The 21,406-nt window shown below is 70.1% G+C and carries 15 protein-coding genes; 11 read left to right on the top strand and 4 right to left on the bottom strand.

What is annotated here, in order from left to right; genetic code table 11:
* The first annotated feature begins 232 nt into the window (after positions 1 to 232).
* The 4 genes from ACZ6NZ_RS11620 (at position 233) to mmsB (ending at position 6,214) form a co-directional block, all read left to right on the top strand.
* Complete coding sequence (locus tag ACZ6NZ_RS11620) at positions 233 to 1,888, top strand: glycoside hydrolase family 27 protein (RefSeq protein WP_465858037.1); 1,656 nt, start codon at positions 233 to 235, stop codon at positions 1,886 to 1,888.
* A 312-nt stretch (positions 1,889 to 2,200) separates the two neighbouring features.
* A complete protein-coding gene (gene chvE, locus ACZ6NZ_RS11615) occupies positions 2,201 to 3,343 on the top strand; it encodes a multiple monosaccharide ABC transporter substrate-binding protein (protein WP_366611444.1) in 1,143 nt (380 codons plus the stop codon).
* Between the two features lie 85 nt (positions 3,344 to 3,428).
* Positions 3,429 to 4,967 (top strand): multiple monosaccharide ABC transporter ATP-binding protein, encoded by a 1,539-nt coding sequence (gene mmsA, locus ACZ6NZ_RS11610; RefSeq protein WP_366611446.1) that lies wholly within the window; start codon positions 3,429 to 3,431, stop codon positions 4,965 to 4,967.
* A complete protein-coding gene (mmsB, locus tag ACZ6NZ_RS11605; protein WP_355006870.1) occupies positions 4,964 to 6,214 on the top strand; it encodes a multiple monosaccharide ABC transporter permease in 1,251 nt (416 codons plus the stop codon). Before mmsA ends, mmsB begins: the two co-directional genes overlap by 4 nt.
* A gap of 165 nt (positions 6,215 to 6,379) precedes the next feature.
* Here mmsB and ACZ6NZ_RS11600 read toward each other — a convergent pair whose 3' ends face one another.
* Positions 6,380 to 7,759 carry a CBM96 family carbohydrate-binding protein gene (locus ACZ6NZ_RS11600; protein ID WP_465858033.1) on the bottom strand — a complete coding sequence of 460 codons (1,380 nt, stop codon included), beginning with the start codon at positions 7,757 to 7,759 and terminating at the stop codon, positions 6,380 to 6,382.
* A 220-nt stretch (positions 7,760 to 7,979) separates the two neighbouring features.
* Between ACZ6NZ_RS11600 and ACZ6NZ_RS11595 the strand changes: the two genes are divergently transcribed.
* The 4 genes from ACZ6NZ_RS11595 to ACZ6NZ_RS11580 all read left to right on the top strand — a co-directional run bounded on the left by ACZ6NZ_RS11595 (position 7,980) and on the right by ACZ6NZ_RS11580 (position 13,245).
* Positions 7,980 to 9,290: an MFS transporter gene (locus ACZ6NZ_RS11595; RefSeq protein WP_465858031.1), complete on the top strand. Its 1,311-nt coding sequence runs from the start codon at positions 7,980 to 7,982 to the stop codon at positions 9,288 to 9,290.
* Entirely contained in the window at positions 9,287 to 10,270 is a 984-nt protein-coding gene (locus tag ACZ6NZ_RS11590; protein WP_465858029.1) for a TolB family protein, read from the top strand. The genes ACZ6NZ_RS11595 and ACZ6NZ_RS11590 overlap by 4 nt, the downstream gene beginning before the upstream one ends.
* Positions 10,271 to 10,480: 210 nt before the next feature.
* The gene (locus ACZ6NZ_RS11585) at positions 10,481 to 11,917 is read left to right on the top strand and encodes an alkaline phosphatase D family protein (RefSeq protein ID WP_465858027.1); all 1,437 of its coding nucleotides are present in this window, start codon (positions 10,481 to 10,483) and stop codon (positions 11,915 to 11,917) included.
* 14 nt (positions 11,918 to 11,931) lie between these two features.
* Positions 11,932 to 13,245, top strand: coding sequence for a hypothetical protein (locus ACZ6NZ_RS11580; protein ID WP_465858025.1), 1,314 nt, complete (start codon positions 11,932 to 11,934; stop codon positions 13,243 to 13,245).
* A 105-nt stretch (positions 13,246 to 13,350) separates the two neighbouring features.
* On the opposite strand, the gene ACZ6NZ_RS11575 is transcribed toward ACZ6NZ_RS11580, so the two are convergent.
* Genes ACZ6NZ_RS11575 through ACZ6NZ_RS11565 form a run of 3 tightly spaced genes read right to left on the bottom strand, consistent with a single transcriptional unit; the run spans position 13,351 to position 17,072 of the window.
* Positions 13,351 to 13,917 carry a TetR/AcrR family transcriptional regulator gene (locus ACZ6NZ_RS11575; protein WP_465858023.1) on the bottom strand — a complete coding sequence of 189 codons (567 nt, stop codon included), beginning with the start codon at positions 13,915 to 13,917 and terminating at the stop codon, positions 13,351 to 13,353.
* A gap of 51 nt (positions 13,918 to 13,968) precedes the next feature.
* Positions 13,969 to 14,634, bottom strand: a complete 666-nt coding sequence (locus tag ACZ6NZ_RS11570; protein WP_465858021.1) for a PH domain-containing protein — start codon at positions 14,632 to 14,634, stop codon at positions 13,969 to 13,971.
* A complete protein-coding gene (locus ACZ6NZ_RS11565) occupies positions 14,631 to 17,072 on the bottom strand; it encodes a PEP/pyruvate-binding domain-containing protein (protein WP_465858019.1) in 2,442 nt (813 codons plus the stop codon). Before ACZ6NZ_RS11565 ends, ACZ6NZ_RS11570 begins: the two co-directional genes overlap by 4 nt.
* Positions 17,073 to 17,193: 121 nt before the next feature.
* On the opposite strand from ACZ6NZ_RS11565, the gene ACZ6NZ_RS11560 reads away from it, so the two are divergent.
* The 3 genes from ACZ6NZ_RS11560 to ACZ6NZ_RS11550 all read left to right on the top strand — a co-directional run bounded on the left by ACZ6NZ_RS11560 (position 17,194) and on the right by ACZ6NZ_RS11550 (position 21,326).
* A complete protein-coding gene (locus ACZ6NZ_RS11560) occupies positions 17,194 to 17,853 on the top strand; it encodes a M23 family metallopeptidase (RefSeq protein WP_465858017.1) in 660 nt (219 codons plus the stop codon).
* A 72-nt stretch (positions 17,854 to 17,925) separates the two neighbouring features.
* A complete protein-coding gene (locus tag ACZ6NZ_RS11555; RefSeq protein WP_366611463.1) occupies positions 17,926 to 18,156 on the top strand; it encodes a DUF2188 domain-containing protein in 231 nt (76 codons plus the stop codon).
* Between the two features lie 206 nt (positions 18,157 to 18,362).
* The gene (locus ACZ6NZ_RS11550) at positions 18,363 to 21,326 is read left to right on the top strand and encodes a fibronectin type III domain-containing protein (RefSeq protein WP_465858015.1); all 2,964 of its coding nucleotides are present in this window, start codon (positions 18,363 to 18,365) and stop codon (positions 21,324 to 21,326) included.
* Positions 21,327 to 21,406: the final 80 nt, after the last annotated feature.

Here is a 21,406-nt window from a genome sequence, read left to right as displayed (position 1 = left end):
GCGCCGGTGTGCGCGAATTCGGCTTCCTCGTCCGATAAGACGTGGCTCGATGGGTCGCGCCGTGTAACCAATCGATGGCAAGCGATACAAAGCTGTGCAGGTATTGAACCTCGTGAAATGTCGCCGTAACATGATGGGCGTCTCTGTTAACGCTAACAAAAATTGGCACCCAACTATCGGCGTACCGACCAGAGATCGGCGTCACGGGCGGGCGTCACCGACAGGAGGCTCGATGAACCGCAATACCCGAGGTCGTCGCTGGGGGAGCGTACTGGCGGCCGGATTACTGCTCGCCGGCACCCTGGTCGGCCTTCGTGCCCCGGCGGCGCAGGCGCTCGACAACGGCGTGGCCCGTACGCCCCCGATGGGTTGGAATTCGTGGAACTCATTCGGCTGCAACATCAACGAGGCGCTGATCCGGCAGACGGCTGACGCGATCGTCAGCAGCGGCATGCGCGACCTGGGCTACAACTACGTCGTGGTCGACGACTGCTGGTTCAACCCCAACCGCGACAGCTCCGGCAACATCCAGGGCGATCCCACCCGGTTCCCCAGCGGAATGAAGGCGCTCGGCGACTACCTGCACGCCCGGAACCTGAAGTTCGGCCTTTACCAGGTGCCGGTCGACAAGACCTGTGCCCAGTACTTCGGCTCCTACCCCGGTGCGACCGGCAGCCGCGGCCACGAGGTGCAGGACGCCCGCCAGTTCGCCGCCTGGGGCGTCGACTTCCTCAAGTACGACTGGTGCTCGCCGGAGGGCAGCATCAACGACCAGGTGGCCACCTTCGCCAAGATGCGTGACGCGCTGGCCGCCACCGGCCGACCGATCGTCTACAGCATCAACTCGAACAGCATCCACGCCAAGACCGGCCCGCAGCGCAACTGGGGCGACGTGGCGAACATGTGGCGAACCACCGAGGACATCACCAACGCGTGGGACACCGGCCAGACCAACGGGTACCCGATGGGCATCCAGAACATCATCAACGTGACCGTTCCGCTGGCGTCCTACGCGCGCCCGGGAGGATTCAACGACCCCGACATGATGGAGGTCGGTCGCGGCGGCATGAACGACACGGAGATGCGCAGCCACTTCGCCATGTGGGCGATCATGGCGTCTCCGCTGATCGCCGGCAATGACGTGCGGAACATGAACGCCGCCACGCAGACCATCCTCAAGAACGCCAACCTGATCGCGATCAACCAGGACTCGCTCGGGTTGCAGGGGGCGCAGGTGTCGTTCGACGGCACGCGTCGGGTGTTGGCCAAGCCGCTCGCCAACGGCGACGTCGCCGTCGCCCTCTTCAACCAGGGCGGCTCGACGACGACGATCTCGACGACGGCCGCGGCCATCGGCAAGTCCGGCTCGTCGTTCACCCTGGTCGACGCGTGGACCGGCGGCACCAGCACCAGCAGCGGGACCATCAGCGCCAGCGTCCCCGCGCACGGCACCGTGGTGTACCGGGTCAGCGGTGGCGGCACTACTCCTCCGACGACGCCGCCGCCGACCACGTCGAGCGCGTATGCCAGCGCCGCCTCCGGCCGCTGCCTCGACGTGCCGAACAGCAACACGACGAACGGCACGCAGCCGGTCATCTGGGACTGCAACGGCGCCGCCAACCAGCGCTGGACCAGGAGCGGTCAGACCCTGCAGTCCCTGGGCAAGTGCCTGGACGCGCCGTCGAACGCCGCGGCCGGATCCAAGGTGCAGGTCTGGGACTGCAACGGCGGGACCAACCAGCAGTGGGCGGTCAACGCCAACGGCACGATCAGCAACGCGCAGACCGGGCTCTGCCTGGACGTCAACGGCAACGCCACGGCCAACGGCACCACGGTGATCCTCTGGACCTGCACCGCGGCGGCGAACCAGCGGTGGTCGCAGCGGTAGTCGACCGGGGTCGCCGAGCACCGAAGTCGCGGCGGCCCACCTGATCCGACGGTGCTGCCGATGCCCGTGGACGACAGATGTCGTCCGCGGGCATCGGTCTGTAGAGTGCTGCCGACGACCACGCTGAGTTGCCGCGTCCTGCCCTTCCGGTGGATCGGCCACATGGCTACGCTCGCCTGGATGCTCCGTTACGAGACCGTGACACCGGTATTTCGGATCTGGTGTTGACGCAATCTATGTGAGCGCTAACACTACCCGAAAGATGACAGTGGGCCCCGGCAGTCGGCGGGGGAGTCCAGAGAGGAGAAGCCCGTGGGCAGGAAATTCCTGGTTGCTCTCGGCGGCGCGGCACTCGCGCTGAGTTTGGCGGCGTGCAGCGGCGGGGGTGCGGGCAGCGGTGAGAAGTCCGGCGACGAGAAGCCGAGCGACCTGACCATCGGTGTCTCGATGCCGACCCAGACGTCGGAGCGGTGGATCGCCGACGGCAACGCGGTGAAGTCGAAGCTGGAGGCCAAGGGCTACAAGGTCGACCTCCAGTACGCCGGCGACGACATCCCCACGCAGTCGCAGCAGGTCGACCAGATGATCACCCAGGGTGCCGATGTGCTGGTGCTCGCGGCGATCGACGGCACCGCCCTCAGCAGCCAGCTGCAGGCCGCCGCGGCCGCGAAGATCCCGGTCATCTCCTACGACCGGCTGATCCGTGGCAGCAAGGACGTCGACTTCTACGTCAGCTTCGACAACTACAAGGTTGGCGTCGCCCAGGGCACCGCGCTGCTCGTCGGTCTCGGCCTGCTGAACAAGGACGGCTCGAAGGGCACCGCCAAGGGGCCACTGAACGTCGAGCTCTTCGCCGGGTCGCTGGATGACAACAACACCCAGTACTTCTACGGCGGCGCGATGGACACGCTGAAGCCGTTCATCGACAACGGGACGCTGGTCGTCAAGTCCAAGCAGACCACCCCCGAGCAGGTAGCCATCCTGCGGTGGCAGCAGGAGACCGCGCAGAAGCGGATGGAGAACCTGCTGACCTCCAGCTACAACGACGGCTCGAAGGTCGACGGGGTGCTCTCCCCGTACGACGGCATCTCCCGCGGCATCATCACCGCCCTGCAGAACGCCGGCTACGGCAAGGGCGCCAAGAAGCTCCCCGTGGTGACCGGCCAGGACGCGGAGATCGCCTCGATCAAGCTGATCAACGACGGCGTGCAGAGCTCCACGGTCTTCAAGGACACCCGGCTGCTGGCCGAGCAGGCCGTGAACGCGGCCGAGGCCTTCCTGCAGAAGAAGGAGCCGCAGGCCAACGACACCAAGACCTACAACAACGGTGTCAAGGTCGTCCCGGCGTACCTGCTGCCGATCGCGACCGTCTACAAGGACGACATCAAGGCGACGCTGATCGACTCCGGCTACTGGACGGCGGAAGAGGTAGCCGCCGGTCAGGCCAAGAAGTAAGCCACTCGTCGGGCCCGGCGGTCACACCCGCCGGGCCCGACGCCTGGGCGCGTACCGCGTCCAGACCTGACGGAGGACAGTGACCATGGACGACACCATCCTCGAGATGCGTCGCATCACCAAGACCTTCCCCGGCGTCACCGCGCTGGAGGACGTCACCCTCGCAGTGCGCCGCGGGGAGATCCACGCCATCTGTGGTGAGAACGGCGCCGGCAAGTCCACCCTGATGAAGGTGCTGTCCGGCGTCTACCCGTCCGGCTCGTACGACGGCGAGATCCTCTTCGACGGCAAGCCGATGCAGTTCCGCGGCATCCGCGACAGCGAGGCCAACGGCATCGTCATCATCCACCAGGAGCTCGCTCTGGTGCCGTACCTGTCGATCGCGGAGAACATCTTCCTCGGCAACGAACGGCGCGGCCGCAGCGGCCTCATCGACTGGAACTTCGCCAACGCCGAAGCGGCGAAGCTGCTGGCGTCCGTCGGGCTGCACGAGAACCCCGTCACCCCGGTCATCCAGCTCGGTGTCGGCAAGCAGCAGCTGGTGGAGATCGCCAAGGCGCTGTCGAAGAAGGTGCGCCTGCTCATCCTGGACGAGCCGACGGCCGCGCTCAACGACATCGACTCGGCGCACCTGCTCGACCTGCTGCGGGCGCTCAAGGAGCAGGGCATCACCTGCATCATGATCTCGCACAAGCTCAACGAGATCACCGCCATCGCCGACTCGACCACCGTCATCCGTGACGGGCGCGCCGTGGAAACTCTCGACATGAAGTCGGACGAGGTGACCCAGCAGCGGATCATCCGCGGCATGGTCGGGCGCGACCTGGACAGCTTCTACCCCGACCGCGAGTCGTCGCCGGGTGACGAGGTCCTGCGCATCGAGGACTGGACCGTGCGGCACCCGGTCCAGGACCGGATGGTCGTCGAGGGCGTCGGGCTGTCCGTACGCGCCGGCGAGGTCGTCGGCATCGCGGGCCTCATGGGTGCCGGCCGGACCGAGCTGGCCATGAGCGTGTTCGGTCGGTCCTACGGGCGCGACATCCAGGGCCGACTCTTCGTCCACGGGCGGGAGGTGCAGGCGCGCTCCGTCGCCGAGGCGATCGACAACGGCATCGCCTACGTCACCGAGGACCGCAAGCACTACGGGCTCAACCTCATCGACGACGTGCGGCGCAACGTGTCCGCCGCCGCGCTGGGCCGGCTGTCCCGCCTGGGCTGGGTGAACGGCAACGAGGAGATCAAGGTTGCCGAGACGAGCCGCAAGGAGATGAACATCCGCACGCCGAGCGTCATGGCGGTGGTCGGCAAACTCTCCGGCGGCAACCAGCAGAAGGTCGTGCTGTCGAAGTGGCTGTTCACCGACCCGGACGTGCTGATCCTCGACGAGCCCACCCGCGGTATCGACGTCGGCGCCAAGTACGAGATCTACACGATCATCAACCGGCTGGTGGCCGCCGGTAAGGCGGTGATCGTCATCTCCTCCGAGCTGCCGGAGCTGCTCGGAATGTGCGACCGCATCTACACCCTCGCCGCCGGCCGGATCACCGGCGAGATGCCGGTGGCCGAGGCGACTCAGGAGAGCCTCATGGAGCTGATGACCAAGGACAAGGAGCTCGTCGGATGACCAGCATCAAGACCCCTTCGACGGAGCGCCCCACACCCCCGGACAGCGCGCCCGGCGCGGCCCTGCACAGCGGGACGAGCGACCTGCGGGCGCTGGTGTTGAACAACCTGCGGCAGAGCGGTATCTACGTCGCCCTGGTCGTCATCGTCGCGCTCTTCGCGGTCCTGACCGACGGGGTGTTGCTGAGCCCCGGCAACATCACCAACATCGTCCTCCAGTACTCGTACATCCTGGTCCTCGCGATCGGGATGGTCATCCTGATCATCGGTGGGCACATCGACCTGTCGGTCGGGTCGGTCGTCGCACTCACCGGAGCGGTCTCCGCCGTCCTGGTGATCCAGCAGGGTCACCCCTGGTGGATCGGCGTCGTGGCCGCGCTCGTCGTCGGCGTCGCGGTCGGCGCGTGGCACGGGTTCTGGGTGGCGTACGCCGGCATTCCGGCCTTCATCGTGACCCTGGCCGGCATGTTGCTGTTCCGGGGTCTGACGCTGCGGGTGCTCGACAACATCTCGTTGTCGCCGTTCCCGTCCGAGTACCAGCAGGTCGCGGCGGGCTTCCTCAACGGCCTGCTCGGTGGGCAGGGCTTCGACGCCTTCACGTTGCTGATCGGCGCCATCGCCGTGGCCGGGTACGCGGTCAGCGGCTTCCGCACCCGCGTGGCGCGTATCCGCTACCAGCAGCCCGTCGAGTCGTTCCCGCTCTTCGTCGCCCGGGTCGTGCTGGTCGGCGCGGTCCTCATGTACTTCGCCTGGCAGCTGGCGCACGCCCGAGGGCTGCCGATCGTGCTGATCATCCTGGCGGTCCTGGTGCTGGTCTACGGCCTGCTCACCCGGCGTACCGTCTTCGGTCGGCAGGTCTACGCGATCGGCGGCAACCTGTCGGCGGCGGCGCTCTCCGGGGTGAAGGTCCGCACCGTCAACTTCTGGATGTTCGTCAACATGGGCTTCCTGGCGGCGGTGGCCGGCGTCATCTACTCGTCGCGGTCCAACGGCGCCCAGCCCGCTGCCGGCAACATGTTCGAGCTGGACGCGATCGCCGCTGCCTTCATCGGCGGTGCGGCGGTCACCGGTGGCGTGGGCACCGTGGTGGGCGCGATGGTCGGTGGTCTGATCATGGCGGTGATGAGCAACGGCATGCAGCTGATGGGCATCGACCAGTCGACCCAGTCGGTGGTGAAGGGTCTCGTTCTGCTCGTCGCGGTCGCCTTCGACGTCTACAACAAGCGTCGCGCCGGCACGGCCCGCTGACCCCCGCGCAAACCCGGAGGGCCCCTGACCGCGACGCGGTCAGGGGCCCTCCGGCGTTCCCACCAACTCCGCGATCTTGCACTTGCTGTCGACGATCTGCGGCTTATACGGCATAAGCCGGGACAGAAAGTGCAAGATCGACGGGGTGGGGTGGGGTGGGGTGGGTTAGTGGCAGGTGGTGGTGCCGGTGTCGGTGTAGGTCTGGCCGGCTACCGGTACGAACTGCCAGTCGTAGCTGTTGGAGTGCAGGGTGAACTTCAGTAGGCCCCACGCCGAGCTGTTACGCGCCTCGCTGTTGGGCTGGATGGTGCCGAAGCCGTAGTGTCCGGCACCGCCCATCCCGGCGACGAAGCTGCGCAGACCTCGGCTGGAGTCGGCGACACCGGCGGGGTTCATCGGGGCGAACCGCTCGTACACGTGGTTGTGCCCCCAGACCACGACGTCGGCGTTGTAGTCGTAGAGAGCCTGGTACAGCGGGCGCGTCGACGTCGACGGCGCGTGGTTGGAGCTGGACGTGAAGAGCGGGTGGTGCCAGTACGCGATCGTGCACGGCTTGCTGCTGGCGGCCAGGTCCGCGCGCAGCCACTGCTCCTGCGTCGAGCCGGCCGACATGCTGATGTTCGAGTTCAGCGACACGACGTGCCAGTTGCCGAGGTCGAACGAGTAGTACCCGCGACCGCTCGGGCCGGCCGACGTACCGAAGTAGGTGTAGTAGCCGCTCGCGCCCGACGTGTTGTAGTCGTGGTTGCCCGACGACGGGCGGGTGCGCGACTTGTGCCGACCCCAGGTGGGCTCGTAGTAGTTGGTGAACTGCGACGCCGTCCCACTGTCGTAGACGTTGTCGCCGGTGGTGAAGACCGTTCCCGGGATGCTGTCGAGCAGCGTCGCGGTGGCGCTGTCGCCGGAGCCCGAGTCGGCGATGTCGCCGGCACCGACGAAGACCGGGTCGCCCGACGGGGGCGGCGTGGTGCTGCCGGTGGTGACCACGAGTTGCGGAGCGTCGGCGCCGCTCTCGCGGGTGTCGTAGTAGGCGCCGTCACCGCTGGTCGAGGTGGCACCGAAGCTGTACGTGCCGTTGCCGGTGACGGCGGCCGTGACGTCGACCTCGTACCAGCTGTTGCCGCTGACCGCGCTGATCGTGCCGAGCGTGGCGCCGTCGATGGCCGGCTGGTTGTTCCAGGTGGTGCCGGTCTCCGACCAGGTCGTGTTGGACATCCGGCGGAACGTGCCACCGGCGTCGCTGCCGCTGTTGCCGCTGATCGTTCGCAGCCGCAGCTTGGCGCTGGTCACCGTACCGCTGACACCGCTCACCGTGAAGCGCAGGAACGAGCGCCGCGCCGGCGAGTTGTCGACCACGACCTGGGTGGACGTGCCGTAGTTGGTGGCCGCCGTGTCGCTCTGGACGTAGGTGTCGGCGACGGGCGTGAAGGTCACGCTCGCCGCCGACGCCGCGCCGGCGCCGGTCACGACGACGGCGGCGGTCGCGGCGACGATCACCGTGACCACCCCCAGCGTCACCGACGGACGGGGGAATCGAATGTCCATGCAGGACTCCTTACCTCGTGGGAAGAGCGCAAGGAATGTAGGAGAGACGACGGACCGGCGGACCACAGTCGAATGAACAGTACGCTCAGCCAGTTAAACATCTCGATGTTTGTCGGATGTTCATCCGCCGCACGCCTGGCGCTCCCCGGCGGAGCCTTGCCGCCCCTGCCCTCAGTCGCAACGATGGCTGACCGTCAGCTACCGACCCGAGGAGATGCGCGTGTACCTGTCGACCGTCTCCCGACCGGTCGCCGACGAACCCGGATCGGGCCCCCGCCGCCGCCGGTTCACGATGGTCAGCGGCAACGTGGTCGCGCTCGGCACGGTCAGTCTGATCACCGACGTGTCGGCCGAGATGGTGGCCGCGGTCCTGCCGCTCTATCTGGTGCTGGGCCTGCATCTCAGCCCGGTGGCCTTCGGCGTGCTGGACGGCGTCCACACCGGCGCCACCGCGCTGCTGCGGGTCGTCGGTGGTTTCGCCGCCGACCGGTTCCGGCGGCGCAAGCTGATCGCCGGCATCGGGTACGCGCTCTCGGCGGTCGCGAAGCTCGGCCTGCTGCTCGCCGGTCGGTCGATCCCGGCGATCGGCGCCGTCATCGCCGTCGACCGGATCGGCAAGGGGGTGCGCAGCGCGCCGCGGGACGCGCTGATCACCCTCTCCACGCCACCGGAGGCGCTGGGTCGCGCGTTCGGGGTGCACCGGGCGATGGACAGCGTCGGCGCGTTCCTCGGGCCACTCGCCGCGTTCGCGGTCCTGCTGGTCGTCGGGCAGTCGTACGACGCGGTGTTCGTCACCAGCTTCTGCATCGCCGCTCTGGCCGTGGTGGTGCTCGTGCTCTTCGTCCGGGAGCAGCCACCCGGCGAGGTGGTGAACGGCGAGGTGGTGAACGGCGGGGCGGCGGACGAGACCAACGAGGCGAAGGTCTCCGTCCGCGAGGCGTTCGGGCTGCTGCGCGGCGGACCGGCCCGGCGGCTGGTGCTGGCCGCCGCGATGCTCGGGCTGGCCACCATCGGCGACGGCTTCGTCTACCTGCTGCTGCAACGCCGAATGGACCTCGGCCTGCGCTGGTTTCCGCTGCTCGCGGTGGGAACCAGCCTGGCGTACCTGCTGCTCGCTGCTCCGCTCGGCGTACTCGCCGACCGGATCGGTCGTCTGCCCGTGGTGATCGGCGGCTACACCGCCCTCGGCGCGACGTATCTGCTGCTGGCCGGCCCGGTCGACGGGTGGCCGCTGATCGCCCTCGCGCTGACCCTGTACGGCGCCTTCTACGCGGCCACCGACGGCGTCCTCATCGCGCTCGCCGGTCCGGTGTTGCCGGCGCGGCTGCGTACCACCGGAATCGCGTTGGTGCAGACCGGGCAGGCCCTCGCGTACCTCGTCTCCTCCGTGCTGTTCGGTCTGGCCTGGCAGGCGTGGGGGCCGGAGAACGCGATCCGCGCGGCGGCCGTGGCCGTCGCCGGCGTCCTGCTCGGCACGCTGCTCCTGCTGGCCTCCCCGTTCCGACTCACCACCCGGAAGGTGTCCCGATGACCGCGATGTCGACCCGAGCGAAGCTCGGTGTGGTGGTCGCCTCGGCCGTGCTGCTGGGCGCGGTGGCGGCCGGCTACGCCGCGACGGCGGCGGAGACGCCCCCGCCGCCGCCGGCAGCCAGCGGGGAGCAGGCGGTCACCCTGACACCCGGGCCGCGCCTGCTGGCGATCACCGACCGGCACGTGTCCACGGTGGCCGCGACCGACCCCGCCGGGCCGCGCACCGTCGCCGGCCTGGAATGCCTCCGGGTGTACGCCGCAGCCGGCACCGGGGTCTGCCTGAAGCCGGAGACCGCCTGGTCGTACCAGGTCGTCGTGCTCGACGCGACGCTGCGCCAGACCCGGGCGGTGAGCGTGCCGGGTCTGCCGAACCGGGCCCGGGTCTCGGCGTCCGGCCGGATGGTCTCCTGGACCACGTTTGTCGGCGGCGACTCGTACGCCTCCGGTGGTTTCTCCACCCGCACCGGGATTCTCGACGACCGCACCGGCGCCACGGTGTCGTCGCTCGAGGAGTTCGCCATCATCCGGGACGGTCGGGCCTACCGCAACCCGGACGTCAACTACTGGGGTGTCACCTTCACGGCCGACGACAACCGCTTCTACGCGACCATGTCGACCGGGGGTAAGCGCTACCTGGTCCGGGGTGACCTCGCCGCCCGTACGGTCGAGACGCTGAAGGAGAACGTCGAGTGCCCGTCGCTGTCACCGGACGGCACCCGGATCGCGTTCAAGGAGGCGGTCGACGCCGACCCGGCGAAGGGCTGGCGGCTGTCGGTCCTGGACCTAACGAGCATGCGGGTCACCGCGACCGCCGAGACCCGCAGCGTCGACGACCAGGCCGCCTGGCTGGACAGCGGAAAGCTCGCCTACACGCTGCGCCGCGACGACGGCCAGCCCGACGTGTGGAGCGTCCCGGCGGACGGGTCCGCTGCGCCGGCGCTGGTGATCCCCGGTGCCGAGTCGCCGTCGCCGTTGACCTGACGGGTCGTCCCCGGCCCGGCGGCCCGGACACCTGAACGCCTTGGCGCGGACAGCATTCCGTCATGTCGGATTCCGCCGCGCAGCCATCGCCGTTCATCGACGTTCCCGAGGCTGTTGACCATGACAAGGCTGAGCCGTCGCATTTTCGTCCTTGGTGGACTGGTGACCGCCGGAGCCGCTGTGACACCCCTCCAGGGTGCCCGTGCAGCGGTGCCGTACCCCTTCAAACTCGGTGTGGCGTCCGGTGACCCGGCACCGGACAGCGTGGTCCTCTGGACCCGGCTGGCACCCTCCCCGCTCAACGCCGACGGGCAGGGCGGCATGGCCAACGCCGACGTGACCGTGGAGTGGCAGGTGTCCACCACCGACCGGTTCACCTCGCTGGTCGCCTCCGGCGCGGTGGTCGCCCGGTACGCCGACGCGCACTCCGTGCACGTCGTCGCGGGCGGCCTGGCCGCCGACTCCGACTACTACTACCGGTTTCGGGCCCAGGGGCAGATCTCGCCGGTCGGGCGGACCCGGACCGCCCCGGCGCCCAGCGCCTTCGGTCGCGAACTGGTGATGGCTTTCGCCTCCTGCGCCCACTACGAGGCCGGCTACTACACCGCGTACCGGCGGATGGCCGAGGACAACCCCGGTCTGATCCTGCACCTCGGCGACTACATCTACGAGGGCGGCGTCGGCAGCTCCACGGTGCGCCAACACGTCGGCGCCGAGATCGTGTCGTTGGCGGACTACCGCCGCCGGTACGCGCTCTACAAGTCCGACCCGGACCTGCAGGCGGCCCACGCGGCGGCGCCCTGGCTGGTGGTGCCGGACGACCACGAGGTGGAGAACAACTACGCCAACATGGTCCGCAACGACAGCAGCCCCACGCTGACCGCCGCCCAGTGGACCGCCCGGCGCGCCGCCGCGTACCGGGCCTACTACGAGAACATGCCGCTGCGGCCGGCGTCCGCCGCCAGCGGCAACAGCATCCCGCTGTACCGGCGGGTCCGGTGGGGGCAACTCGCCACCTTCCACATGCTCGACACCCGACAGTTCCGCGACGACCAGGCCTGTGGCGACGGCTGGAAGGTCTGCGCCGACGCCGACCTGGCCTCCCGGTCACTGACCGGCGCCACCCAGGAGGCCTGGCTGCTCGACGGGCTGGCCCAGCGCTACGGCACCTGGGACATCCTCGGCCAGCAGGTCTTCTTCGCCCAGCAGCTCGACGCGAACGGGGCGGCGAGCATGGACGCGTGGGACGGCTACCGGGCCTCCCGCAGCCGCATCCAGGGCGGTTGGCAGCAGCGTGGGGTGCGCAACCCGCTGGTGCTCACCGGCGACGTGCACCGCTCGTGGGCCAACGATCTCAAGGCCGACTACGCCAACCCCAACTCGGCCACGGTCGGCACCGAGCTGGTCTGCACCTCGATCAGCTCGACCGGCAACGGCAGCGGCAGCACCACCGTCCCGAACGCGGCGGCCAACCCGCACCTGAAGTTCTACTCGGACCGGCGCGGCTACGTCCGTACCACCATCACCCGCAGCCAGGTCCGCGCGGACTTCCGCGCGGTGAACACAGTGACCGAGCACGGCGCGGCGGCGTCCACGGTGCGCTCGTTCGTCATCCTCGACGGCCAGCCCGGCCTGCAGGCCGGGTAAGGGAGAGAGCCACCATGACCGCGATCACCGCACTGCTCACCGCGTCCCTGCTGATCCCGAACGTGGTTCCCGGCCCGACCGCCATGACCGCCGAGGCGGTCACCTGGACCACCGCGAACAGCGTCGCCACCGGCGACCAGGACCGGCCCTCCATCGCCATGAACCGCAACGGCCACGTCGCCGTGGTCTGGGAGGACGACCGGGACAGCGCCGCACCGGAGGACGACACCCACAGCGAGGTCTACCTGCGGCTGTTCCGCGACGGCACACCCGCGTACGAGCTGAAGCTCTCCGGCGGCGGAACCAGCGGGGCCGCCTGGCGGCACCTCAGCCCCGACGTCGGGCTCGACGACCGGGGCAACGCCGTGGTGGTGTGGGCCGCCGACGGCGACGGCAACGGCGTCTACAACATCCAGTACCGGGTGGTGTCGCCCGCCGGCGCGGTGCTCGGCTCGGGGCAGGTCAACGCCAGCGACGCCGGGCAGCAGATCTGGCCGAAGGTCTCGGTCGACCCGGACGGCGCGCCCACCAACGCCGCCGTCGGCTTCACCGTGGTCTGGGAGGACGTGCAGGGCACCGCCCCCGCCGCCGTCAAGGCCGCCGGCTTCACCGCCGCCACCACCAAGGCGTACGAGGTGACCGCCTCGCAGACGACGGGCCAGCACCACCGTCCCGACGTTGCGGTGTCCGCCGCCGGCGAGGCGCTGGTGGTCTGGGACGAGGACGCCGACGCCAACGGCTCGTACAACATCGGGCTGACCCGGCTGGCCCGGTCCAACGGTGCCGTGGCGCTGTCGCGGCGCACGGCCAACGCGCAGAGCGGCGGGCAGCAGCAGCGGGCCTCGGTGGCGGCGAACTTCGCCGGTGACTTCACCGTCGGGTGGGAATCCGACCACACCGGCACCCGGGGTGTCTGGGCCCGATCGTTCACCGCCGCGGGCGCGGCCCGGCACGACGAGGTTCCGGTCTCCACCGCAACCGGTGCCATCGCCCCGGGCGTCGGCATCGACGACCAGGACAACGTGGTGGTGGGCTGGACGGTGTCCGGCGTCAACCCGGACGTCTGGGCACGTGGCCTCAACCCGGACGGCACGTCCACCGGCCGGCTGGCGGCGCAGGCGCTGAGCCAGACCACGACGGGTCGCCAGGAGCACGTCGCCGTCGCCGCGTCGCCGTGGGGCGAGGTGAGCGTCTGCTACACCGACGACAACGACGGCAACACCTTCGACCAGGTACTCCTCGGCCTGGGTATGACGAACTCCACCTGGCTGATGTCCGCCGACGAGCTGCGCCGCCTGAAGGCGCGGGCGGGCGTCACGGCGCACTGAGTCGGGCGGGCTCCGACCGCCGAAGTCGCGGTGTCCCCGGTACATGGGCACACCGCGACTTCGGCAGTGGGCCCCGCTGGGAACCTCCGGCCAGTTACGGCGGGATCAGCCGAAGAGCAGGTCGAGGTGGGCGTCCAGTGCCCCCAGCGCCTGTTCGGCGGTGTACTGCCCGCCCAGCAGGTAGACGCCGAGCCCTTCCATCAGCGCCAGCAGGCCGGAGGCGGCGGCGACTCCGTGCCGGTCGGGCAGGACGCTGGCGATGAACCCGGTGAACTGCGCGGTGTCCTCGTGCAGGCGGGGCGCGGTTGACGGTCGCACCGCCGTGTAGGCGAGGAACGCGAGCGCGACCCGCCCGTTGTCGCGGGTGCCGTCGTCGAGCGGCAGCAGCGCGGCGAGCATCGTACGCAGCAGCAGTCGAGGTGACGGGGTCTCGCCCAGCCGTGCCACCGCCTCGGTGACCCGGCTCTGGCTGCGCTCCCGCACCACAGTCAACGCGAAGGCCATCATCTCGTCCTTGGTCCGGAAGTAGTGCTGGACCATTCCCGCCGACACCCCGGCCTCGGCGGCCACGTGTCGAAGGCTGACGGCCTCCAGGCCCTGATCCGCGGCGACCCGCATCAGCGCGTCCGCGATGAGGGTGCGTCGCTCCTGGTGATCGACCTTCTTGGGCATGGCCTCGATCGTTTCACAGTGGGTGGCCCGGAGACTCCGCCAGCGCGGTGGTCACCGGCTGACGGTCTGGCTCACCGGAGTGCCCCGCGCGCTGCGCAGCAGGCCGTCCGGGTCGTCGGCGTACAGCCGCAGCTCGTGCACCGGCGTGGACCCGGCTCTCGGCAGGTCGAAGGTCAGCGGCCGGCGCAGTAGGACGTCGATGCTGGTCTGGCTGCCGACCGAGATGGACACCACCCGCCGGTCGCCCTCCTGCTCGACCTGCACAGACCTGCTCGACGGCAGCGAGCGGTAGCGCTTGCGCAGCGCCTCGACCTCCGTCCACGGGATCCAGATGTCGATGCCCGAGCTGAGCCGCACCCGCAGGCCCCGATCGCCCACGACGTGGGGGTGGATCGTCATGCTGGCGAACAGGCCGATCATCCAGAGCAACCCCCAGATGCCGAGGCCCAGCACGATCCAGCGGGCCGGCCGCCACGGAACCACGTGGGTGACCACCACGTCGAAGATCGGGATCTCCACGACCGACAGGCCGATGAAGATGCCCAGGATCGGCTTGACCACGCCGAGGTAGCCGAACGGCTCGTCGCCGGGGCCCAGCGGCAGTGGACGACGCCGTGCCCACACGTACAGGCTGCGCCACGTCGCGGCCTCGGCCTCGGCGGCCCGACGCAGCAGCGGGCCCACCCGCGCCCTGGTCGGGGTCTTCGTGTCGGTCATGGTCGTCCTTCTCGCTCGGATGCCGACGGTTCGTGCGGCGTGACGGTTCCGGCGCCGCCGTCCACTGTGACGAGCTGCCCGGTGATGATGGTCCGGGTGGCGTCCGGCACGCAGATGACGGCGGGAATGCCGTACTCACGGGCCACCGTCGGGCCGTGCGCCATGATCGCGCCGGTCTCGGTGACCAGCGCCGCCGCGGTGAGGAACAGCGGGGTCCAGCCGGGGTCCGTGGTCGCGGCCACCAGGACCTCGCCGGGCTCGACGTGGGCGGTGCCCGGATCGTGCACGACCCGGGCGGGGCCGGTCACCCGGCCCGCCGACGCGCCCACTCCGGCGAGCGTCCCGTCGCCGGTCGATGCCGCCGGCAGGACGGTCTCGACGTCCGTACCGTCGGAGAGCAGCGCCACCGGCACGGTCCGACGCCGCAGCTCCCGGCGGTGCACGGCCCGCCGGGCGGTGACGGTGCCGCGCAGATCCACACCCTGGTGTACGCCGGTGTGCACCTCGTCGAGGGTCAGGAACATGATGTCGTCGGGCTGGTCCAGCAACCCGTGGGCGTGCAGGTCGGCGCCGATGAGCAGCAGTTGGCGACGGGTCTCGCGCAGCGGGTACAGCCCGGCGAACTTGCCGGCCTCGCGCAGGCCGGCCAACGACCGCGCCCGGCGCAAGAGGAAGCCGGCGATCCTGCCCCGCACCGGCCGGCTACGGCGAGCTCGGGTGACCAACTCCTCCAGCGCCGTCTCCGCCGCTGAGGCGGCCCGCTGGAAGCGCTGGTCGGGAGCCTGTTGCGGATCGGTCACCCGCAGGTAGTTGACGACCGCGGCGAAGACCGGCGTGGGGTCCTCCGCCCAACGCGGCACCCCGAGGTCGACTTCGGCGACGCCCCGGTGCCCGTAGACGTCCAGGAACGCCGCCATGCCGATGTCGGGCAACGTCCCGTGCAGGTGGCGTGCGGCCAACTCGGCCGGCGGGGTGTCGAGGAGAAGCCGGCGGTGCTCGCCCACGCCCTGGGCGAGCCGCCACAGGGCCAGGTCCATCTCGATGGTGACGTTGTGCGGCATGCCGCCGAGCACGGTGTGGATCTCGTCCGGCCCGGCGACGCCCTTGAGCAGCGCGGTCGGCAGGGCGGCGGCGAGCATCCCGGCGACGATCGGCCACATGATCGCGTCGGCGGTGTCGTCGGCGTCGGTGTCCTGCGCCTGCACGAAGCGCAGCCGGTCGCCGGTGGTACGCAGGTCGGCGGGGGCGGCTGAGGTCACCCTCAGCTGCTCGATCGCCTCAAACATCCGGGTCCGCGCTGCCTCGGGGCGGGCCAGCGCCCGCAGGATCCCCGTCACCGCGCGGCGGGCCGTCCGCAGTGACGCGGCTCCCGATGCCCCCGCGCGCCGGGTGCCGCCGCTGGTCGGGGCGAACCGGGGATCCGCCAGTACGTGCCGCATCACCGCCTGGGCGCGCGGCCCGAAGTCGACAGCGAGGAGCTTCACCAGCCGCTTGCGGGACGACGGGTCGCGGGCGAGGTCGGTCAGGTCGCCGTAGAGGCGTCCGCCGATGTCGACGATCTCGACCCGTACCCCGAGCGCGGCGAGCATCGCGGCGATCTGCCTACGCAGGGTCGACATGCCCATCGGGGTGACCGGTTGCAGCATCCCCTGGACGTGCCCGAACTCCAGGTAGACGCGGGGGAGAGGCTTCTCGCTGGGCGGTGGGGCGGGGAACAGGCTGGTGATCGGCCGGGACTGGAGGAGCCACAGCTGGTCATCCGCGTCGATCGCCCACTCGACATCCTGGGGGCCGCCGAAATGGGCCTGCAACCGCTCGCCGGTGGCGCGGAGGCGAGCCAGTTGCGGGGACGTCAGGCAGCCGGCCTCGGCGCGGGTGACGTCGTCGAGAAGGTAGTGGTCGACGGCGGCGGCACCGTCCACGACTGTGGTGCCGAGGCCGGCAGCGGCGTCGACGGCCATCTCGTCACGACGCCCGGTCAGCGGGTTCGCGGTGAACAGCACTCCGGCCACGGTGGGTGTGACCATGCGCTGCACGACGACGGCCATCCGTACCGTCTGGTGATCGATGCCGTGGGCGTCGCGGTAGGCGGTCGCCCGGTCGCCGTGCAGCGACGCCCAGCACTTCTCGATGGCGGCGATCAGCTCGTCGGTGCCGGTGACGTCGAGGACGGTGTCCTGCTGCCCGGCGAAGCTCGCGTCCGGGAGGTCCTCGGCGGTCGCGCTGGAGCGCACCGCCACCGCGCCCGCGCCGAGCCGCTGGTACGCGGCGACGACCTCGGCGGTGGGGACGACGCCGAGCCGGTGTGCCTCGGTAGTGACGCAGAAGCCGTCGGGCACCTGCTCGCCGTGCCGGATCAGCTCGCCCAGCCCGGCCGCCTTGCCACCGACCAGGGCGGTCATGGCGGCGGTCACCTCCGACAGTGCGATCACGTGCATGGGAGCCCACTCTCGTTGCAATACAACTGCATTGCATCTGACGGTATCTCGTTTGCGATGCGACTGCAATGTCACGCTGGTGGGGTGCCACCTCGGAGCCGGGCGGTTGCCCGGATCTGCCATGCTCGGGCCGGTGACGACCGGTCGCCCCACCAGATCCCGCTCCCACCGCCGCCCTCGAAGCCGTGCCATCCGCATCCTGCTCGCGCTCGTCGCGGTGGCGGCCCTCGTGGGTGTGGCGGTGGTCGCGGTGCCGATGCTGCGGCCGGCCGGTCCGCGCCCGCTCTTCCAGATGCCGGTGACCTGCGGCGAGACGTGGCAGCTCAGCACCTACCCCGGTCACGACGACTACGACGTCGACTTCTTCCCGGTCGAGGGCGAGACGTGGGGGCGGCCGGTGCTCGCCTCGTACGCCGGCACCGTCACCGTGGCGGGCATCAACGGCTCGCTGGGCGGCCGCAACCCGGAGAACCCGGAGGGCCCGCGGGGGCGCGGCGGCGGCTACTGGGTCAAGATCGACCACGGCGGCAAGTGGGAGACGCAGTACCTGCACATGCTCGAACCGCCACTGGTCACTGTCGGCCAGAAGGTGGCCCAGGGTGATCAGATCGGGCGGCTCGGCAGCACCGGTAACTCCGGTGCCCCGCACCTGCACTACGAGCAGCGCCGCGGTTGGGAGAAGGTCGAGACCCACTTCGACGGCGCGCCGTCGGGCATCACCACCGACGAACGCGAACAGATCCTCCGGCGGGTGAGCAACAACTGCCCGACCGTCTCCTAAGGAATCCGGTTTGCCCCGCACGTCTCGGGGCACTGTTTCGGCAGACAGTTCTGACGCAGGGAGGAGCCGGCCATGGTCAAGGGTGACGTCGACACGTACCACGAGGACGGGCAGTGGAAGAACAAGCCGGAGGGCCACGAGCGGGCCACCAGCACGCATGACGTGAAGGCCGACGCGCAGGCTCAGGGTCGCGAGATGGCGGCCGACCGCGGCGTCGAACACGTGATCAAGAAGCAGGACGGCACGATCGGGGAGAAGAACACCTACCCCCGCAGCCGTGACCCCCGCGACATCGAGGGCTGACAGCTCCCAGCCCCGGCGCACCGACCCCCTCGGCCCTGCCGAGGGGGTCGGTGCGCTTTCGGGGGTCGGGTGCCATGCCAGCTTTATCCCCGTACGAGAAATATGGGTGTTTTTGGGGGATATAGTCCATCCCGGTACTGGAGTGAAAGCTGGGAGTGGACATGTCGTTTCGGGGCCGGCGTCGTCCGAGCAGCATCGCCACGCTAGTGGCAGCCGTGACCGTGGGCGTTCTCGCGGTCGCGCCCCTTCCGGCGTCGGCGGCCGGTTCCGTCCTGTTCGACCAACCCTTCCGGAACAACACAGCGAACGGCCTCGGCGGCGTGTCGGTGCCAGGTGTGCCCGTCGCGCTCGCGACCAACGCCGCCTGCCTCAGCGCAGCGGGCAACTCGACCACCGGGCCGCTGCTGAGCTGCACCACGTCCACCGACCCGCAGGGCTCGGGCAAACTGCGCCTCACCCCCGCCACCCTGAACCGGGAGGGCGGGGTGTTCGGGGCGGTCGGCGTGCCCACCTCGCAGGGTCTGCACGTCACCTTCAACACCTACCAGTACGGCGGCATCAGCACCGGTGCGGATGGCATCGCCTTCGTGCTGGCCGCCGTCGACCCGGCCAACCCGAGGCCCCCGTCCACCCTCGGTCAGCCGGGCGGCTCGCTCGGCTACTCGGCAGCCTTCAACGGCGCATCGGTTGGCCTCTCCAATGGCTACCTCGGCGTCGGGCTGGACGTCTACGGCAACTTCAGCAACAGCACCTACCAGGGCACCGGCTGCACCAACCCGCCGTACATCTCGACCACCAACGGGCGGGTCCCCGGGCAGGTCGTGATCCGAGGGCCGGGCCGCAACGGGGTCGGCTACTGCGCGATCAACAGCACCGCCACCACCACCTCGTCGGCGGCACTGGCGTTGCGGGCCGTCACCCGGGCCGCGTCCGTGGTGCCGGTCGAGGTGGTCGCCAACACCACCTCATCGCCGTTCACCACCGACACCGGCATTACCGTGCCGGCCGGGGAGTACCGGGTCAGGTTCACCCCGGTAGGCGGGTCGGCGCGGACCCTGGCGGGCAGCCTACCGGTCGTGTCGCCCAGCCTGTACCCGTCGCCGACCTGGCTCAACGCCAGCGGTTACCCACGGCAACTCGCCTTTGGCTGGGTGGGCTCGACCGGCTCGGTCACCGACTTCCACGAGGTCGACAACGCGCGGACGGTCAGCTTCAACCCGGTACCGGACCTGAGCGTGGCGCAGACCAGCGCGGTCGGGGCCACCCCGCAGCCCGGTGACCCGGTCACCTACTCGATCACCGCCGGAGTCGACGCCGGCGCCACCGAGACGGCACCCATCTCGGTCACCCAGACCGTGCCTGCCGGTGTCGTGCCGCGCGGTGCGTACGGCTCCGGTTGGGTCTGCGCCGCACCATCCGGACAGACCGTCACCTGCACCAACAGCAACGGCCCGTTCGCCGGCGGCACCTCCCTGCCACCCATCACCGTCGTCGCGACAGTCACCGGCGCCGGAGTGACGCCGTCGCTGATCCAGACCGCCACGGTGGCGACCTCGTCCTCGATCGACGCCAATCCCGGTTTCTCCAACTCCACCACGCCTGCCGTGCCCGCCACCGCACCCAGCGGCGTCACCGTCACCCCGGCCCTGAGCTCGGTCTCCGGAGGCATCGCGGTCACCGTCGGCGGCAGCAACCTCACCGGGGCGACCGCTATCACCATCGGGACCGCCGCCGAGCAGCAGGCCGGCACCTCGGTGCTGCTGCTGCCGTGCACCTCCGGCCCGGCCGCCGGGTGTTTCACAGTGAACCCCAACGGCACCCTCGCCATCTCGTCGATGCCCGCCCGGTCCGGCCCGGCGACGGTCACGGTCAGCGTCGTCACCCGAGGCTCGGCAGGGTCGGCGAACTTCGTCTACGCCTCCACACCGGGCACACCCACCACCCCCACAGCGGTCGCGGGCGTCACCAGCGCCACAGTGAGCTGGACCGCGCCGGACAACAACGGCAGCCCGATCACCAGCTACCTGATCACCCCGATCCGGGACGGCGTCACCCAACCGACCCTCACCTTCGACGCCTCCACCACCAGCCGCACCCTGACCGGGCTCACCGCGGGCTCGTCGTACTCCTTCCGGGTGGCGGCGGTGAACGCGTTCGGCACCGGCGCGGCCAGCCCACCCTCGGCCGCCGTGGTCCCGTACACGGTGCCGGCAGCGCCGACGAACATCTCGGCCACCGCCGGCACCAACGCCGCCAGGGTGAGCTGGACCGCCCCGGCCAACGGGGGGTCCCCGATCACCGGTTACACGGTGACGCCGTACCTCGGCGCGGTGGCGCAGACACCCCGGGTCTTCAGCGGAACCGCCACGACCCAGATCGTCACGGGGCTGACCGCCGGTGCCACGTACACCTTCCGGGTGGCCGCGACGAACGCCGGCGGGACCGGCCCACAGTCAGCTTCCTCCGGGTCGGTGACCGTCAACGCGCCACCGACGCTGACCTTCCCACCGCCCCCACCCGGCAAGGCGTACGAGCCGTACCAGTACCAGCTGACGGTGACCGGCGGCACCGGCCCGTTCGTGTGGTCGGTCAGCGCCGGAAGCCTGCCCGCCGGGCTGACCCTCGACCCGGTCACCGGGCTGCTCTCCGGCACGCCCACAGTGTCCGGGACGTTCCCGTTCACCGTCCGGGTGACCGACTCGTTCGACCAGTTCGCGACCCGACCGGTCGACCTGGTCATCACCCCGCTCGGTGGACTCTCCATCAGCGTCCCGGCGATCTCGGCGCTCGGCACCGTCACCTCGGGCACCACCGGCGTCTCGGGCAGACTCGGCCCGGTGACCGTCACCGACGACCGCGGCCCGTTCTCCGGCAACTGGGTCAGCGTCGTCTCCAGCACGAGCTTCACCACCGGCTCCGGCTCGGGTGGTGAGACCATTCCCAACAGCAACATCACGTACGCCTCGGGGCCCGCCCTCGCCAGCACCGGGGTCGGATCGTTCGTCCCGCAGCCCGGGGCGGTGCTGAACACCCCGCAGGTGGCCGCGGGATGGTCCGGCCAGGCGGGCGGCCCGAACTCCGCCACCTGGAACCCGACGCTGTTGGTGACCCTCCCGCCCGGGGTGGTGGTCGGCGACTACGTGTCGGTCGTGACGCACTCCGTCATCTAGTGCCCCGCCCCACCCCGTCGATCATGGAGTTGTGGTGGGGGCGAATCAGTTCTGTTGCTCTCAAGTCGGGCACCACAAGT

The sequence above is a fragment of the Micromonospora sp. NPDC047756 genome, from assembly GCF_055587245.1.
The sequence above is the reverse complement of the archived record's forward strand: the minus strand, read 5'-3'. Positions and strand labels throughout refer to the sequence as shown.